This window comes from Labrys okinawensis, assembly GCF_047345005.1.
In the GTDB taxonomy this organism is placed as follows: domain Bacteria; phylum Pseudomonadota; class Alphaproteobacteria; order Rhizobiales; family Labraceae; genus Labrys; species Labrys okinawensis.
The window spans coordinates 2,019,635-2,035,292 of sequence record NZ_CP178864.1; the positions used below are offsets into that span (position 1 = coordinate 2,019,635).

General features: G+C 61.3%; 13 protein-coding genes. 3 read left to right on the forward strand and 10 right to left on the reverse strand.

Going from position 1 to position 15,658, the window contains the following annotated elements:
* Window positions 1-108: 108 nt before the first annotated feature.
* The 5 genes from ACMDCR_RS09595 to ACMDCR_RS09615 form a co-directional block, all read right to left on the reverse strand.
* On the reverse strand, window positions 109-2,574 hold the full coding sequence (locus tag ACMDCR_RS09595; RefSeq protein ID WP_413992310.1) for a GcvT family protein: 2,466 nt from the start codon (window positions 2,572-2,574) through the stop codon (window positions 109-111).
* A gap of 179 nt (window positions 2,575-2,753) precedes the next feature.
* Complete coding sequence (gene ehuD / locus ACMDCR_RS09600) at window positions 2,754-3,422, reverse strand: ectoine/hydroxyectoine ABC transporter permease subunit EhuD (RefSeq protein WP_413992311.1); 669 nt, start codon at window positions 3,420-3,422, stop codon at window positions 2,754-2,756.
* The gene (locus ACMDCR_RS09605) at window positions 3,419-4,078 is read right to left on the reverse strand and encodes an amino acid ABC transporter permease (RefSeq protein WP_413992312.1); all 660 of its coding nucleotides are present in this window, start codon (window positions 4,076-4,078) and stop codon (window positions 3,419-3,421) included. Before ACMDCR_RS09605 ends, ehuD begins: the two co-directional genes overlap by 4 nt.
* Before the next feature lie 27 nt (window positions 4,079-4,105).
* Window positions 4,106-4,957: an ectoine/hydroxyectoine ABC transporter substrate-binding protein EhuB gene (gene ehuB / locus ACMDCR_RS09610; RefSeq protein ID WP_413992313.1), complete on the reverse strand. Its 852-nt coding sequence runs from the start codon at window positions 4,955-4,957 to the stop codon at window positions 4,106-4,108.
* A 192-nt stretch (window positions 4,958-5,149) separates the two neighbouring features.
* The gene (locus ACMDCR_RS09615; protein WP_413992314.1) at window positions 5,150-5,839 is read right to left on the reverse strand and encodes a GntR family transcriptional regulator; all 690 of its coding nucleotides are present in this window, start codon (window positions 5,837-5,839) and stop codon (window positions 5,150-5,152) included.
* 308 nt (window positions 5,840-6,147) lie between these two features.
* Here ACMDCR_RS09615 and ACMDCR_RS09620 point away from each other — a divergent pair, with 308 nt between their 5' ends.
* Together ACMDCR_RS09620 and ACMDCR_RS09625 are read left to right on the forward strand one after the other, a co-directional pair.
* A complete protein-coding gene (locus ACMDCR_RS09620) occupies window positions 6,148-7,587 on the forward strand; it encodes an aldehyde dehydrogenase family protein (RefSeq protein WP_413992315.1) in 1,440 nt (479 codons plus the stop codon).
* Between the two features lie 180 nt (window positions 7,588-7,767).
* Window positions 7,768-9,240 (forward strand): aldehyde dehydrogenase, encoded by a 1,473-nt coding sequence (locus tag ACMDCR_RS09625; protein WP_413993576.1) that lies wholly within the window; start codon window positions 7,768-7,770, stop codon window positions 9,238-9,240.
* Window positions 9,241-9,832: 592 nt separating this feature from the next.
* Here ACMDCR_RS09625 and ACMDCR_RS09630 read toward each other — a convergent pair.
* Together ACMDCR_RS09630 and ACMDCR_RS09635 are read right to left on the reverse strand one after the other, a co-directional pair.
* Window positions 9,833-10,594, reverse strand: a complete 762-nt coding sequence (locus ACMDCR_RS09630) for an SDR family NAD(P)-dependent oxidoreductase (RefSeq protein ID WP_413992316.1) — start codon at window positions 10,592-10,594, stop codon at window positions 9,833-9,835.
* On the reverse strand, window positions 10,587-10,901 hold the full coding sequence (locus ACMDCR_RS09635; RefSeq protein ID WP_413992317.1) for a hypothetical protein: 315 nt from the start codon (window positions 10,899-10,901) through the stop codon (window positions 10,587-10,589). The genes ACMDCR_RS09630 and ACMDCR_RS09635 overlap by 8 nt, the downstream gene beginning before the upstream one ends.
* A gap of 65 nt (window positions 10,902-10,966) precedes the next feature.
* Here ACMDCR_RS09635 and ACMDCR_RS09640 point away from each other — a divergent pair, with 65 nt between their 5' ends.
* Window positions 10,967-11,578 carry a TetR/AcrR family transcriptional regulator gene (locus ACMDCR_RS09640; RefSeq protein WP_413992318.1) on the forward strand — a complete coding sequence of 204 codons (612 nt, stop codon included), beginning with the start codon at window positions 10,967-10,969 and terminating at the stop codon, window positions 11,576-11,578.
* Between the two features lie 539 nt (window positions 11,579-12,117).
* Here ACMDCR_RS09640 and ACMDCR_RS09645 read toward each other — a convergent pair.
* From ACMDCR_RS09645 to ACMDCR_RS09655, 3 genes are all read right to left on the reverse strand, one after another.
* Complete coding sequence (locus ACMDCR_RS09645; RefSeq protein WP_413992319.1) at window positions 12,118-13,797, reverse strand: electron transfer flavoprotein-ubiquinone oxidoreductase; 1,680 nt, start codon at window positions 13,795-13,797, stop codon at window positions 12,118-12,120.
* Window positions 13,798-13,804: 7 nt separating this feature from the next.
* Complete coding sequence (locus tag ACMDCR_RS09650) at window positions 13,805-14,734, reverse strand: electron transfer flavoprotein subunit alpha/FixB family protein (RefSeq protein WP_413992320.1); 930 nt, start codon at window positions 14,732-14,734, stop codon at window positions 13,805-13,807.
* Between the two features lie 157 nt (window positions 14,735-14,891).
* Window positions 14,892-15,641 carry an electron transfer flavoprotein subunit beta/FixA family protein gene (locus ACMDCR_RS09655; protein WP_413992321.1) on the reverse strand — a complete coding sequence of 250 codons (750 nt, stop codon included), beginning with the start codon at window positions 15,639-15,641 and terminating at the stop codon, window positions 14,892-14,894.
* Window positions 15,642-15,658 lie beyond the last annotated feature (17 nt).

A 15,658-nucleotide genomic window follows, 5' to 3' on the forward strand; every position in this document is an offset into this window, starting at 1 on the left:
AGCCGGCCGCTTGATGGGCTGCGACCCGGCTGATCCCGAAAACTCTCGAGCAATCATCGAGAGACACGTTCGCCGGCACGACTGCGCCGGCGAACCCATGAGCGATCATCAAGCCATCATCTTCTTGCTGGCCGGATCGTAAGGCGGGTTCTCCAGCGGCCGCGCGCCAAAGCGCTTGCCACCGATCTCGACCTCATAAGTGCTCGTCGGCGAGTCATCCGGAGAAGTCAGGAGGGCGAAGGCCAGCAACGAGCCGACCGTATGGCCGTACGCGGCTGATGAAACCATTCCGCAATAGACACCGTCACGATAGAAGGGCTCGTCGCCGTAGAGGAATTCATCGCCCGTGTTGTCGATGGCAAATTGCACGAGCTTGCGCGTCAGCTTCTCGTTCTTCTGCTTTGCGACCGCCTTCGAGCCGATGAATTCTTTCTTGGAACTGACCGCGAAGAGGAGGCCGGCCTCGGAAGGGGTGACGTCCGGCAGGATGTCGCGACCCCAGGAGCGGTAGGCCTTCTCCATGCGGAGCGAGCCGAGCGCATTGTAGCCCGCCCACTTGATGCCGAGGTCACTTCCGGCGGACCAGATTTGCTCCACGACGCCAGAGGCGACTTCCGGCGGGACGTAGAGTTCCCAGCCAAGTTCGCCGGCATAGGAGATCCGCGAGGCCAACACGCGAGCGCCGCCGATCGAGATCAGTTTGGCGGTTCTGAACGGGAAAGCCGCGTTGGACATGTCCGTGTCGGTGACGCGCGCAAGGAGCTCACGCGAATTCGGGCCCATGACGCCGAGCACGCCATAGCTGGACGTGATGTCTGTCAAAGTAGCGCGCAAACCTGAGCTGATGTTCTTGCGGATCCAGTTGAAATCCCGCGTCGTTTGTCCGGCGCCGGTGACAATGAGGAATTCCTGCTCCGCGCGCCTGATCACGGTCAGATCGGACTGGATGCCCCCGTTCTCGTTGAGCAGCGTGGTGTAAATCACGCGGCCCACGGGCACGTCCATGTTGCTCGAGAAGAGAGACTGTGCAGCGACGAGCGCATCTTCTCCGCTGAGGACGAATTTCGCGAAGGACGAGAGATCGAACAACGCCACCGTCTCGCGTGCGGCCTTGTGCTCAGCGGCGGAAATATCCAGCCACCAGGGCCGGGCGAACGGATTGTCCAGCTTCGGTTCGGCATCGCCATACCAAAGCGGACGCTCCCAGCCCATGAGCGAGCCATACTGTGCACCGTGCTTGCTGGTTAAGGTGTGGAATGGCGACAGACGCTGCGGCCGGCCGGTCGCATAGTCCTTGCCCGGCGCCGGAACCGCCATATGCCGTCCGACGATCTCGGTCGAGCGCACTCCGAGCCAGGTCGTGTTGTTGTGGATTTCGCCGAAGCGGCGAATGTCGTAGCGGGTCATGTCGACGGTTGGGCCACCATCGACGATCCACTCGGTGATGGTCCTGCCCATGCCGGCCGACATCGCGACGCCGCCTGAGTTGAAGCCGGTAAGTACGTAGAACGAGCGCAGCTCGGGAGCTTCGCCGATCAGAAGGTTGCCGTCGGGAGTGAAGCTCTCTGGACCGTTCATCAGGTAGCGGATTTCAGCAGTCTCGATGGCGGGTACACGCTGCATGGCATTTTGCATGTACGGTCCGACGTGATCCCAGTCTTCCTCGAGCCGGCCGAATGAGAAGTCGGCGGGAAGTTTGTCCAGGGACAGGGGCTTGGCGTCAGGCTCGAAGCAACCAACCAGGAGGCCACCGAGATCCTCGCGCATGTACACGTTGGCGTCTGGATCGTTGAGGATGGGCAGATTGCGATCGATGCCTTCGATAGGGTTCGTCAGCATGTAGAAATGCTCGGTTGCATGCAGAGGTACGTTCACCCCCGCCATCTCACCGATCTGACGCGACCAGATGCCAGCGCAATTGACTACGATCTCGCAGCTGATCGGGCCGTAATTCGTGACGACGCCGCTCACGGCGCCATTGCGCTGCTCTATGCTGAGAATCGAGCAGTTTTCGATGATCTTTACGCCGCGCGACTTAGCGCCCTTTGCGAAGGCAAACACCAAGCCTGTCGGATCCAAGCGACCGCTGCCAGGCTCCCACACCGCGCCGTGCAAGTCGTCGACGGAGGCCAATGGCCACCGCTCCTTGACTTGGGCAGGCGTAATCACCTCAGCGGCTCCGCCGAGGGCATTGAAAGTGGAGACCGAACGCTTGTAGTCCTCGAAGCGCGCGAGCGTCCTGGCGACCTTGATGTAACCGCAGTTGCGCCAGCCGACGGATTGCCCAGTCTCTTCCTCGAGGCCGGCATAGAGGTCCGCTCCGTAGCGGACCAATCCGATCAGACCCGTCGGCTTCATCAGCGGAATGTCGCCCGCGGAATGCCAAGTGGTGCCTGAGCTCAGGAGACCCTTCTCGAGCAACACGATATCGGTCCATCCGCGTTTGCTGAGGTGATAGGCGACGCTCGTACCAGCCGCACCACCGCCGATGATAACGACCCTGGCCGAGCGAGGGACCGTCGTCGGTTGTGAGGAAGTTTCGCTTACGCTTGGGTCAGAGGGTTGAGCCGCCATGATCAGGGTTCCAGTGGGTTGAATAAGGTAAAAGTGTTGTATCGTACATTGTATACAAAGCACAGTTGACCGATTTAAGCGCCAGCCCGATCATCTGTCAAGCCTCTAACTCTGGCCCGTTGCAGTGATGCCAGCTCTATCCGGGCACCAGGCAGGTTTCTAGGTTCCGGAGCCGAGGATCATCGCCGCTGACGTGCCAGTCTTTTTTCGAGCCTCGCCAAAAGCCACGCGGTGCCGAGGCTCAGAACGAGGAAAATTATGCCAACCAAAGTGAAGGGTTCGGTGTATCGGAAGGTGTCCGAACCGATGAGCTTGGCGGTCTGCAAAAGCTCCACTATGGCGACGGCGGAGAGCAGGGGAGTCTCCTTGAACAGGAATATGAGATAGTTTCCGAGCATGGGGATGATGGGGCGGATTGCCTGCGGCAGAACGACCAAAAAAAAGGTCTGACCTCGGCGCAGGCCCAGTGAGGATGCCGCTTCGCGTTGTCCCTTCGCGACGGTGGCAAGTCCAGCCCGATACGTATCCGACATGTAGCAGGCGTAGTGCACCGATAACGTCAGGATGCCCACCACAATTGCCGGCAAGGTAAGGCCGATCGCCGGCAGCGCAAAATAGAGCAGGTAGAGCTGAATGAGGATCGGCGTACCTCTTATGAAGTCGACGATCGCACGGCTGGGCCAGCTGACAATTTTGCGCCGCCCATCGCAAAGCAGCGCAACGCCGATCCCCAGGATCATAGCCACCACGAATGATGCCACCGTTGCCGTCAGCGTCCAGATCGCGCCATAGAGCAACGACGGCAGGATCTGCAAGGCAAAGGCCATGTTCCAGTCGATACCAGTCATGACCGCGCCCCGGATGCGAGTCGCCACGTCCCCACATAGTGATCAAGAATGCCTGCAGTCGCGGCGACGCATTTGGTCATAGCGTAGTAGATCAACATCACGGTCCCAAAGATGGGGACGATGTGCATCGAGAGCTGATTGAGCTGATATGCGCGATAGGTCAAATCCGCGATGGTTATAAGCGATACCAAGGACGTCGCCTTGACGAGCTGCACGTAAAGCACGCCGAGCGGTTTGATCAAAAGGACGGAGGCTTGGGGCAGGACGACGAGCCGCAGAATGGGGAGCCGACGAAGACCCAGCGAGGCGGCCGCTTCCCATTGGCTCTTATCGATCGCATTGATTGCGCCGGCGACAACAACCGCCCCGTAGGCGCCGTAATTCAAGGAGATAGCGCTGATTGCAACGACCTTTTCGGAGAGCAAGATTCCGAATTGGGGCAGGACGAAATACATCCAAAAGAGCTGGACGATGAGGGCGGTGCCCCTGAACAGCTCGACGTAGATTTTTAGTGTGTAGCGTAGCACCCGCCCGCCCATCGCCATCGCTGTGCCCACAACGATGGCGATGAGGAGGCTGAAAAAGATCGACTGTATCGCAATTTCGATCGTTGTTCCTGCGCCGGACAGGATGAGCAGAAAGCCGTTGGATGTCATCTCTCATCCCAACCCGTGATTCAGAGATTACCGGCAGAGCTCGGCAGTCTTCTTGTCAGGCAGATCCTTCTTGGTCAGGCCGTACGGCTTGATCACGCTCTCGAAGTCCGGCTCGGCCATGACTTCGGCGAGCGCCTTGTTGAACGCGGCCAGCAGCTCGGTGTCGCCTTTGCGGACCGCGAATGCGTCGTAGCCGCGCGCCGGCTTGCCGTTGACGACCGGATCCGAAAATCCCTCGACAAGGCTGACCGAGGTCCCGCCGTCCGTGGCGATGAGGCGGCGAGCGGCGAGAGCACTGATTGCGAAGACGTCGGCGCGTCCCGAAGTCACGGCAGCCACGCTGCCGGTCATATCCGGGTAGCTTTGGATCCGGCCCTCCGCGACGCCCAGCGTCTTGAGGTAGTTAGCTTGGACAGCACCGGACATCACGGCGATCTTCGCGTCACCCTTCACGAGGTCGTCGTAGCCAGCGATCTTCTTGGGATTGTCCTTGGCCACCAGGAGGGCCTGGCCAACCGAGTAGGCCGGCTCCGAGAAGGCGACTTCCGCGCAGCGAGTCGGGTTGACGAACATGGCCAGGACCATGTCGAACCGCCCAGCCTTCAGACCCGGGATGAGCGAGGAGAACTCGGTCAGCACGCCGTCCATTTCGGCAATGCCCATGTGCTTGACGACGCGTCTTGCGATGTCCGCGTCAACGCCCGTGAGCTGGCCCTTGTCGTCGGCATAGGCGTAGGGAACCTGATTGGGGAAACCAACGCGGATATAGCCAGCGCTCTTGGCATTATCGAGGGTCGAAGCTGCACTGCCCAGGCCAGCCGACGCGACCAGGGCAGCAACGGTTACGGCAAGGCATTTCAGCGCATCGATTGGTCGCATGTCTTCCTCCCAGATTGGACTGCGAGGCAGTTTTCTGTATACAAACAACAATGTCAAGTGGTTTGGAAATGGGAAGAGCGCACCGGCGAGCGTCAGCCACGGCACAAGGGATTGCGTCGGCGACCCTGGGTACCAGGCACCGAGGCTCTAAGTGCAAGCGCTGATGAAAATGGACGCTGTAGAGACGACTTGTCAGCTGTGCTCGTGCTTCAGAAATGTCTGGATGGAAGCCCACGATTTTTGAATCATGTCTTCCATGAGTGTACGAGCGTAATTCTTGTTCCGCTTTTCTATCGCGGAAAGCACCTCCTTGTGGCCTTCCACAGAGGCGCGCATCATTTCTGGAAAGTGCGAATAGGCAAGAATGCGGTACCGATACGACTGCTTGCCGATCGTGCTGAGAAGTTTACCCAGCGTCTTGTTGTGGGTCGCTGCATGAATCCTGGCAGAAAGAGCAAGATTATATCTGAAGAATTCCCGAAGGTCCGAGGATTCGATAGATGCTTCCAGTGCCTCCAAAGCTGCCCTAATATCCACTAAGTCTTGGTCGGTCCTCCTCTCGGCCGCCATTTCTGTAGCCAAAGCTTCGAGATTGAGTCTGCAAGCATAGACGTCGTTTAGATCGTCAATGCTCATCTCACTGACCCAGACGCCTCGCCGAGACTCTCTGATTGCGAGGCCTTCCTGTTCCAAAGAGCGCAATGCTTCCCGGACTGGAGAGCGACTAACCTTGTGCCGCTTTACGATATCTTCCTCAACCAAACGAGAGCCTGGCGGCAGCTCGCCGAATATAATCTGGTCTTCGAGGAAGCGGCTCAGTTCCTTCGCTATGATGTCGGGAACGTTGAACGCTGGGCCACTGTCTGAAATAAGCTCGTCCATGTCGGCTATTCTCCCATCGCTCCGCGATCCTGAACATAGGATACGAATCGGATAACAGCGATCCCCAGTCTGCTCAAGCAGCTTGATGACGGCAAGGGGCAACAAACTCGGAAAATTCGGCTAGTCCAAGCCGTCGTTTTCCGGATCTGATCCCAACTAGCGCGAAAAAAGGCGAGAGGCAAGCATTGACGCGGGTCGTTTTTTTGCGCTTAGTATACAAAGTGGTGAGCGCGTCCTCTCGCATTCCGTTTGATCGGCGTCAGAGCGGGAGCATTTTGAACCAGTCCTTTTAACTCGGAGAGACACTGATGGCTGCTAGCGAAACCCCCTGGGCGAACTACATAGGAGGCCAGTGGATTAAAGGTAGCGGTCAATCCATTGTCGTGAATGCGCCGGCGACCGGCCAGGCATTCGATGAAATTGCCGGTGCGAGCGAGTCCGATGTCGGCGCCGCGGTTGAGGCTGCCCGTCGCGCGTTCAACACCCGCGCGCTTTACGATATGCGTCCGCATGACCGCATGCTCCTCCTGTTCCGGATCGCGGCTGAGATCAGGAAGCTGTCTGACGAGATCGTCCCGGTTCTTGTGAAAGAGAATGGCAAGAGCGTCGGTTTCGCCAAGGACGAGGTGGAATGCACAGCGCAGTATTTCGAATATTACGGCGGCATCGCTGACAAGGTCCACGGAAAGTCCATTCCGCTTGGCTCCGGCTATCTCGACTACACGCAGCTGGTGCCATTTGGCGTCAGCGCTCAGATCGTGCCGTGGAATTTCCCTCTCGAGATCGCGGCGCGCGCAATAGCACCGGCGCTGGCATGCGGAAACGCCGTGGTGGTGAAGTCGCCCGAGCTTTCGCCATTGGCGATGTGCTTCCTGGCTACGGCTTGCGCCCGGGCGGGGCTCCCGGCGGGCTACTTCAATTTGATCACTGGCTACGGCAAGGACGCCGGCGAGGCATTGGTCTCGCATCCTGGCGTCGACCAGGTGGTATTCACCGGATCCGTGGAGACCGGCCGGAAAATTCTTCGAAACGCTGCCGAAAAGATCATTCCGGCCGTTGTCGAGCTGGGCGGCAAGTCCGCCGGCATCGTCTATGCCGATGCGGACACCACCTCGGTTGCAAGCAGCGCGGCAATCGGTATTTTCGCGCATGCCGGACAGGTTTGCTCGGCCGGTTCACGCCTGATCGTTCACGAATCCATCCATGATGAGGTCGTCGAGAAAATCGTGACCTGGGTCAAGGGGCAGACGATGGGGCCGGGCGAAGAAGACCACTTCTTCACCCCGCTGATCTCGGCGGCTCAGCGCGACAAGGCGGAGCGCTTCGCCATGATCGCGTTGCAGGCAGGTGCCACGGCTGCGACCGGTGGGCGTCGGCCGGATGGGCTGCCCGGGTTCTACATGACGCCGACTGTTCTGACCGGCGTGACTCCGGCCATGGAAATCAACAAGCACGAAGTGTTCGGACCTGTCCTTTCCGTGTTGAAGTTCTCCGACAGGGAAGAGGCGCTCTCGATCGCCAATGGAACGGAATACGGCCTGGCTTCGGGCGTCTACACAAAGGATCTGTCGCTTGCGCATTGGACGGCCGATCGCCTGGAGGCGGGCACGGTCTTCGTCAACCAATGGTTCGCGGGCGGCAACGAAGTGCCGTTCGGCGGGTTCAAGCGTTCCGGCTTTGGACGCGAGAAGGGCGTCGAGGCCATGGCAAACTATTGCCAGGTACGAAACGTCGCGGTTCGGATCTAGGCTCGAGATTTGAGCGCGGCAGTTCGTGGTGGCAGGCGACGGTGATTAATCACCAACGCTTCTCACGCGAACTGGCGTTGTTCCGACACCGATATCAACTATGCGCCCTTGCGTGCGGAGTTCGCCGCACGCGCGACATAGGCGTCGCCCTTGGCCGGAAATCGAAGGAGCAGGAACGTGCTGGCCCTTTACGACCATTTCATCGGCGGTAAGTCTGTTCCTCCGGCAAGCAACGAATATTTCGAAAGCGAAAATCCAACGTTTGGTCAGCCCTGGGCGCGGATTGCCCGTGGCACCGAGGAGGACGTCAACGCAGCCGTGGTGGCGGCTAAGGCGGCTTTTCCCAGTTGGTCGGGTTTGAAGCCCAGCCAGCGCGGCAGGCTACTCTATCGCTTGGCTGATGTCATCGAGAAGAAGGCCGAATACCTTGCCGAGATCGAGGTTCGAGACAACGGCAAGCTCTACGCCGAAATGCATGCGCAGATGCGCTACATTTGCGAATGGTATCGCTATTACGGCGGTTTGGCCGACAAGATCGAAGGCCACGTCATCCCCACCGACAAGAGCGGCATCTTCAACTTCACGCGCTATGAGCCATTAGGTGTCATCGGAATGGTGACGCCTTGGAATTCGCCGCTTCTGCTGCTGACGTGGAAGTTGGCTCCCGCCCTGGCCGCAGGAAACGTAGCAGTCATCAAGCCATCCGAGTTCACCTCGGCATCGACGCTAGAGTTCATGCGACTGTTCGAGGAGGCCGGCTTCCCGCCGGGCGTGGTCAACACGGTAACAGGCTTCGGTCTCGAGGCGGGAAAGCCGCTTGTCGATCACCCGGACGTTGCCAAGATCGCATTCACCGGCTCCGATATCTCGGGCCAGAAGATCTACGAGGCCGCGGCGCGTCAGATCAAGCATGTCACGCTCGAGCTCGGTGGAAAGTCACCGAACATCGTGTTTGCCGATGCCAATCTCGACGCGGCCATCAACGGCGTTATTTCGGGCATCTTCGCGGCTAGCGGACAGACCTGCATCGCGGGATCGCGGCTGCTGTTGCAGCGTTCAATCCATGACGAATTCCTCGAAAGGCTGCTTCGCGTCGCCGGCAGCGCCAAGATTGGGGATCCGATGCGTAAGGAAACCAATGTGGGGCCTGTCGCGACCCGCCCGCAATGCGCAAAGGTGCTCGAGTACATCGAAATCGCAAAAGCCGAAGGCGCGGAATGCGTGCTTGGAGGTGGGCGCTATCAGGGAGAGGGGGCAACAAGCGAGCTTTTTGTATCGCCGACGATTTTTGCCGGCGTGAAAAATAGCATGCGAATTGCGCGCGAGGAGGTGTTTGGGCCGGTCTTGGCCGTAGTGCCTTTCGAGGATGAAGACGAAGCCTATTCCATCGCCAATGACACGGCCTATGGCCTGGGATCCGGCCTTTGGACGAGCGACATCCGTAAGGCGATCGAAGGTTCGGCTAAGATCGAGGCCGGCACCGTCTGGGTGAATACCTATCGCGCCCTGAGCTACACGTCTCCGTTTGGCGGCTACAAGCGCAGCGGCATTGGCCGCGAAGGTGGTGTGGAGGCAATCAAAGAGTATCTTCAGACCAAGTCCGTTTGGATATGCACCGATCCCGTCGTCGAGAACCCATTCATCATGCGATGAACGACCCGAAGTCGAGCGGCCTGCATCCCGACGTTTGGCAGGCCTAGACACCGGCTGCTTGCCTGGTCATTGATTTGTAAGTCGCGGATTTTCGACTGCGTCTAGGTCGCCTGCATGGTTTCGTTCGAACACGGGGGCAGGGGCGCTGGAACACAGGCTGTGCGAAAACTCGCGGCTTGCTTGGGGTAAGACATTGTCGCGCGCGCCTCGGCGAGCGCGACCGGATCAGCGTCCCCAGACTAGCTTGTCGGTCCCGAAGGCGTTTGCGGCGTGGATCATGTTGTAGACCAGGACCGAGAGTGCCGCTTCGGCTTTCATGCGCCTCAAACCTCGGGTGAGGAACCTTCCTCCACCAGACATTCGCTTTATCGTGCCGAAGGGTGTTCGACAGTCCATCGGCGCGTCACCATAAGACTAGGATCGGCGTAGATCCCGGCTTCCATCGGATCGAGCGCCCCCTGATCGAAGAGTCGGTGGATGGTCCGTTGGGCGCCAGGGGTACCTCGCGTGATCCGCTTTGACGCCATACAGATTCTAGCGACGTTTGCGTTTATTAGGCATAAAAATCAGGTTCCGTGCATGAAGGTTGGCCCTATAGCATTACCCGACCGCCCGCGACGTCGAGGGTGACGCCGGTGATCCAGTCCGATCGATCGCCGAGCAGGAACATGGCCGCTTCGGCGACATCGCTGACCGTGCCGAGCCGGCGCAGGGGGAAACCCATTGCGATCTGGTCGCGGACCGACTCCGGCGCGGCCGCAAGGCGATCGGTGATGATTGCCGAGGGCGCGATCGCATTCACTCTTACGCCATACGGCGCCGCCTCGGCCGCGACTTGGCGGGTGAGCGATTGCAACCCCGCCTTCGCGGCTGTGTAGGGCGCCGAGGCGCCGGAGAGCTGTCGTCCGGCCGACGAAGACATCGTGACGATCGCGCCACGCCTCGCCTGCAACATGGCGGGCAGAAAGGTCCGCAGCGTCAGAAACGCCGACGTCAGATTGGCGTCCAGCGTGGTGCGCCAATGCTCCAATGTCTCCTCAGCGAGGGGCTTGAGCTCGCCGCCGCCGCCGGCGCAGGCGGCCAGAAGCGACACTGGGCCATAGACGCGCTCGGCCTCGTCACGCAGCGCACGAACATCGTCCTCGCGCGTAACATCCCCGGTGGCGGCGTGGGCCACGCCGCCAGCCTGTGTAATCATCCCCACAACCTTCGCCAAAGCTGCCTGGTCGCGGCCACAGACAACGACACGAGCGCCGGCGCGCGCGAGCGTGACAGCGATGCCGGCGCCTATACCGCGCGAGCCGCCTGTGACTACCGCGACGCGATTGGTGAAGTCTTCCGACGCCTCAGACATAGCGCGCCGACGCCATGCAGATGATAGTCACCGCAAGCAAGCCGGAAGCGAAGCGCTGGGCCATGGCGAGACGTGAACTAGCGACAGCTTGGTCGGACTGGCCGTGGCACAGCGCCCTGACGGCTTGACCGCCGACGGCGCCCTGGACGCCGGCCGCGTTGACCGCGCAAATGGCCCCTAGCGCCAGGGCCTTTTCGGCGGCTCCGAAAGCGCTCGCGTGCACCTGGCCCCGCAAGGCCCCGGTTCCGGCCCAGAAGACGACGGCAAGAACATGGAGCGACATGGCGACAATGAGGGCAAGCTGCATGACAGGATTCCTCTGAGAAGGGGAAGATTGACTATACGACCCGTACAGTCAATATGGAAAGTACGATGACTCCTCGTGCCTATGTCAGTCCCGCTCGGGCCGCCGCCGCCGGCGAAAAGCGCCAGCGCGTCATCGCCGCCGCGGGCGCTTTGCTGATCGAACGGACGAATGTCGCCACCTTTTCGATGGAAGTGGTGGCGAAGGCCGCCGGCGTGACACGCCTCACCGTCTACAACCAATTCGGATCGCGCCGCGGCCTGCTCGAGGCCGTGTTCGACGAGCGTGCGCGGCAAGGCGGGCTGCATCGAATCCCGACAGCCATGGCGATACCGGACCCGCGCACAGGCCTAAATCGTCTGATCCAGATATTCTGCGAATTCTGGAGCGGCGACGAAGCCGTCGGCCGCCTTCACGACGCAGGCGCGCTGGACGCGGAGTTCGCGCTGGCCCTTGCGGAGCGCAACGAGCGCCGCCGCCACGCGATCAAGGTCCTTGTCGGCAGGATCGGCGCAGATCTCGATCGTCCGGCCCCCCGGCGAGACGATCTGACCGACCTTATCTTCGGTCTGACGAGCTATCCGATGTTTCGGATTCTCAGCAGCGGTCGAACCCCAGAGGCGACCTGTGCGCTTATCACATCGGCCTGCATAGCCGCCCTCGAAACCCCATCCAATTAAGGAACGGCAATCTCCGTTGATGGCGTTGCGGTCGCATTGGCAGTTTTAGCACAGCCTGAACAGAGAGCCGCAGAACTTCAGCTGTTTGTCGACAGCGCGCTCGCTGCCCTCGAGGAATTCGCGCGGACGCCGGAATCAGGACGTCCTATTGAACAGGTCAAGCTCGCGCTGAGGCAAGTTGGCGAGCACCCGGCTTGGCCCGGCGCCAGGTTGCGGGTGTGCAAGCAGTTGCCTTCGGCCCTCGCCGTCGAGACGCGAAGCCCATCGCTTCACCGCCTTGTGGATCATCTAGCCGAGGCCTGCGTGGCGCCAACGCTCCGACATCGGCCGCACGGCGAGCGCCGAGGTGCCGTTGCTGCCATTCTGGATGCTTCCCGCCGCCAGACATTGATTGCGGAACCTTTACAGGGAGAGCATTCCGCGTACTTTGCCGGCCCTATTAACTGAGCAAGGATGCGAAAGGCGATGGAAGCGGCTCTCTGAGCGGGAGAGCCGCTGGGTCCTCGATTGTCGCGCTCGCCCCGGTCGGAGGTCGTGCTTCACATGCCGGGGTAGACCGGGCCTTCGCCGCCTTGTGGCGGCACCCAGTTGATGTTCTGGTTCGGATCCTTGATGTCGCAGGTCTTGCAGTGGACGCAGTTCTGCGCGTTGATGACGAAGCGCACGTCCTTGGCGGAAGGATCGGCGGCGGCGTTGCCGTCCTTGTCCACCCACTCATAGACGCCAGCGGGGCAATAGCGGGTCGAAGGACCGGCGAAGATGTCGTGCTCGGAACGCTGCTGCAGCGCCATGTCGCCGACGATCAGGTGCACCGGCTCGTTTTCCTCATGGTTGGTGTTGGACAGGAACACCGAGGAGAGCCGATCGAAGGTCAGCACGCCGTCAGGCTTCGGATAGGCGATCTTCTGATGCTGGGAAGCCGGCTCCAGCGCCGCGTAATCGGTCTTGCCGTGCTTCAACGTGCCAAAGGGCGAGAAGCCGAACAGCGTGTTGAGCCACATGTCCAGCCCGCCGACACCGACGCCGACGATGGTGCCGAAGCGCGACCAGAGCGGCTTGACGTTGCGCACCTTCTTCAGGTCCTTGCCGATGTCGGTCGTGCGCCAGGCTGCCTCGTAGGAGGCGAGTTCGTCATTGGCCCGTCCGGCGGCGATCGCGTCCGCGACATGCTCGGCGGCCAGCATGCCGGAGAGCACCGCATTGTGCGAGCCCTTGATGCGCGGCACGTTGACGAAGCCGGCCGAGCAGCCCATCAGCACGCCGCCAGGGAAGCAGAGCTTCGGCACCGACTGCCAGCCGCCCTCGGTTATGGCGCGGGCGCCATAGCCGATGCGCTTGGCACCCTCGAACGTGCTGGCGATGGCCGGATGCGTCTTGAAGCGCTGGAATTCCTCGAAGGGCGAGAGATAGGGGTTCTTGTAGTTCAGGTGCAGGACGAAACCGACCGCCACCTGGTTGTCTTCCAGATGGTAGAGGAACGAGCCGCCGCCGGTCTTCATGTCGAGCGGCCAGCCGAAGGAGTGCTGCACGAGGCCGGGCTTGTGGTTCTCCGGCTTGACCTGCCAGAGCTCCTTGAGGCCGACGCCGAACTTGGCCGGTTCGCGGCCGTCGGCGAGCCGGTATTTGGCGATCAGCTGCTTAGCCAAAGAACCGCGCGCGCCTTCGCCGATCAGCACATATTTGCCCATCAGCGCCATGCCCGGCGCGTAGGCCGGCCCGTGCGTGCCGTCCTTCTCCACGCCCATGTCGCCAGTGATGACGCCGGTGACGGCGCCGGCGTCGTTGTAGACGAGGCCTACGGCGGCGAAGCCCGGATAGATCTCGACGCCCAGCGCCTCGGCCTTGCTCGCCAGCCAGCGGCAGACATTGCCCAGCGAGACGATGTAGTTGCCGTGATTGTTCATCAGCGGCGGCATCAGGATGTTGGGCAGGCGGAACGAACCGGCGGGACCCAGCACCAGGAAATGATCGTCAGTGACGGGCGTCTTGAACGGATGGCCCTCTTCCTCGCGCCAGCCCGGCAAAAGGCGGTCGATGCCGATCGGGTCGACGACGGCGCCCGACAGGATGTGGGCGCCGACCTCGCCGCCCTTTTCCAGAACGACGACGGAAAGATCGGGATTGAGCTGCTTCAGGCGGATCGCGGCGGCAAGACCGGCCGGACCGGCGCCGACGATCACCACATCGAATTCCATGCTCTCGCGTTCGATTTCGCTCATCGGTGGATCAAAGCGCCTTTTGGAGCTCCGGCAGAATGACGAAGAGATCGCCGACGAGGCCGTAGTCGGCAACCTGGAAGATCGGGGCTTCCTCGTCCTTGTTGATGGCAACGATCACCTTGGAGTCCTTCATGCCGGCAAGGTGCTGGATGGCGCCGGAGATGCCGACCGCGATGTAGAGGTCGGGGGCAACCACCTTGCCGGTCTGGCCGACCTGCCAGTCGTTCGGCGCGTAGCCGGCGTCGACAGCAGCGCGAGAGGCGCCGACCGCGGCGCCGAGCTTGTCGGCCACAGGCAGGATGACCTCCTGGAACTTCTCCGACGAGCCAAGCGCGCGGCCGCCCGAGATGATGATCTTGGCCGAGGTCAGCTCCGGACGGTCATTCTCGGAAAGCTTGTTCTCGATGAACGATGAAATCCCCGGGTCGGCTGCCGCCGAGATGCTCTCGACGACAGCCGCATTGCCTTGGGAGGCGCTTGAAAACGATGCGGTGCGCACGGTGACGACCTTCTTGGCGTCGGTCGACTGCACGGTCTGGATGGCGTTGCCGGCATAGATCGGCCGCTTGAAGGTGTCGGGCGAAACCACCTCGATGATCTCCGACACCTGGGCGACATCGAGCAGGGCTGCGACGCGCGGCGCGACGTTCTTGCCGGACGAGGTGGCCGGGGCGACGATCGCTTCATAGGAGCCGGCGAGCGCGACGACCAGGGCGGCGAGCGGCTCGGCGAGGCGCTCGGAAAGCTCGTCGGCTTCGGCGAGCAGCACCTTGCGCACGCCCTTCAGCTTGGCGGCGGCATCGGCCGCGCCCTTGGCGCCCTTGCCGGCGACCAGCACGTCGACATCCGAGCCGATCTGGAGGGCCGCGGACAGTGCCTTGGCCGTCTGATCGGAAAGGGTTGCGTTGTCGTGTTCGGCGATGAGGAGAATTGCCATTGTTTTATCCCTGACTTTCGTCTTCGAGGCTCCCTGAAATCCGGTCAGGCTGAGCCGAAAACGGTTGGTTTCGAGAACCGGAGCGGAGCGTACACCCGTACGTGAGCACCGGAAGCGCAGAAGCCAGCCGTTTGCAGGCTGGCCTCATCGGATTTCCTTAGAGCACGCCGGCTTCGTTCTTGAGCTTCTCGACCAGCTCGGCCACCGACTTGACCTTGACGCCAGCCTTGCGGCCGCTCGGCTCCTCGGTCTTGACCACCTTCAGCCGCGGCTTGACGTCGGCGCCGTAGTCGGCCGGACTCTTCTCGTCGAGCGGCTTCTTCTTGGCCTTCATGATGTTGGGCAGCGAGGCATAGCGCGGCTGGTTGAGGCGCAGATCCGCGGTGACGATCGCCGGCATCTTCAATTCAACCGTCTGCAGGCCGCCATCGACTTCGCGCGTCACCTTGGCATGATCGCCGGCAAATTCCACCTTGGAGGCGAACGTCCCTTGAGCCCAGCCGACCAGCGCCGCCAGCATCTGGCCGGTCTGGTTCGAATCGTCGTCGATCGCCTGCTTGCCGAGGATGACGAGGCCGGGCTTCTCGGCGTCGACCACGCCCTTCAGCACCTTGGCGACGCCGAGCGGCTCGGTCTGTTCGTCGGTCTTGACCAGGATGGCACGGTCGGCGCCCATGGCGAGCGCGGTGCGCAAGGTTTCCTGCGCTTGGCTCGGGCCGACAGAGACGACGATGATCTCTTCCGCCTTGCCGGCTTCCTTGATGCGGATCGCTTCCTCGACCGCGATCTCGTCGAACGGGTTCATCGCCATCTTGACGTTGGCGAGCTCGACGCCTAGTCCGTCAGCCTTCACCCGGACCTTGACGTTGGCATCCACAACCCGCTTCACAGGCACAAGGATCTTCATGGTAGCCTTCTCTCTCT

Bases quoted from the DNA above. Each gene is read 5' to 3' on its own strand.
- ACMDCR_RS09655 (WP_413992321.1), bottom strand. From the start codon at position 15,641: ATGAAGATCCTTGTGCCTGTGAAGCGGGTTGTGGATGCCAACGTCAAG.
- ACMDCR_RS09595 (WP_413992310.1), bottom strand. From the start codon at position 2,574: ATGGCGGCTCAACCCTCTGACCCAAGCGTAAGCGAAACTTCCTCACAA.
- ACMDCR_RS09620 (WP_413992315.1), top strand. From the start codon at position 6,148: ATGGCTGCTAGCGAAACCCCCTGGGCGAACTACATAGGAGGCCAGTGG.
- ACMDCR_RS09605 (WP_413992312.1), bottom strand. From the start codon at position 4,078: ATGACATCCAACGGCTTTCTGCTCATCCTGTCCGGCGCAGGAACAACG.
- ACMDCR_RS09635 (WP_413992317.1), bottom strand. From the start codon at position 10,901: ATGCAGCTTGCCCTCATTGTCGCCATGTCGCTCCATGTTCTTGCCGTC.
- ACMDCR_RS09640 (WP_413992318.1), top strand. From the start codon at position 10,967: ATGACTCCTCGTGCCTATGTCAGTCCCGCTCGGGCCGCCGCCGCCGGC.
- ehuD (WP_413992311.1), bottom strand. From the start codon at position 3,422: ATGACTGGTATCGACTGGAACATGGCCTTTGCCTTGCAGATCCTGCCG.
- ACMDCR_RS09645 (WP_413992319.1), bottom strand. From the start codon at position 13,797: ATGAGCGAAATCGAACGCGAGAGCATGGAATTCGATGTGGTGATCGTC.
- ACMDCR_RS09650 (WP_413992320.1), bottom strand. From the start codon at position 14,734: ATGGCAATTCTCCTCATCGCCGAACACGACAACGCAACCCTTTCCGAT.
- ehuB (WP_413992313.1), bottom strand. From the start codon at position 4,957: ATGCGACCAATCGATGCGCTGAAATGCCTTGCCGTAACCGTTGCTGCC.
- ACMDCR_RS09615 (WP_413992314.1), bottom strand. From the start codon at position 5,839: ATGGACGAGCTTATTTCAGACAGTGGCCCAGCGTTCAACGTTCCCGAC.
- ACMDCR_RS09630 (WP_413992316.1), bottom strand. From the start codon at position 10,594: ATGTCTGAGGCGTCGGAAGACTTCACCAATCGCGTCGCGGTAGTCACA.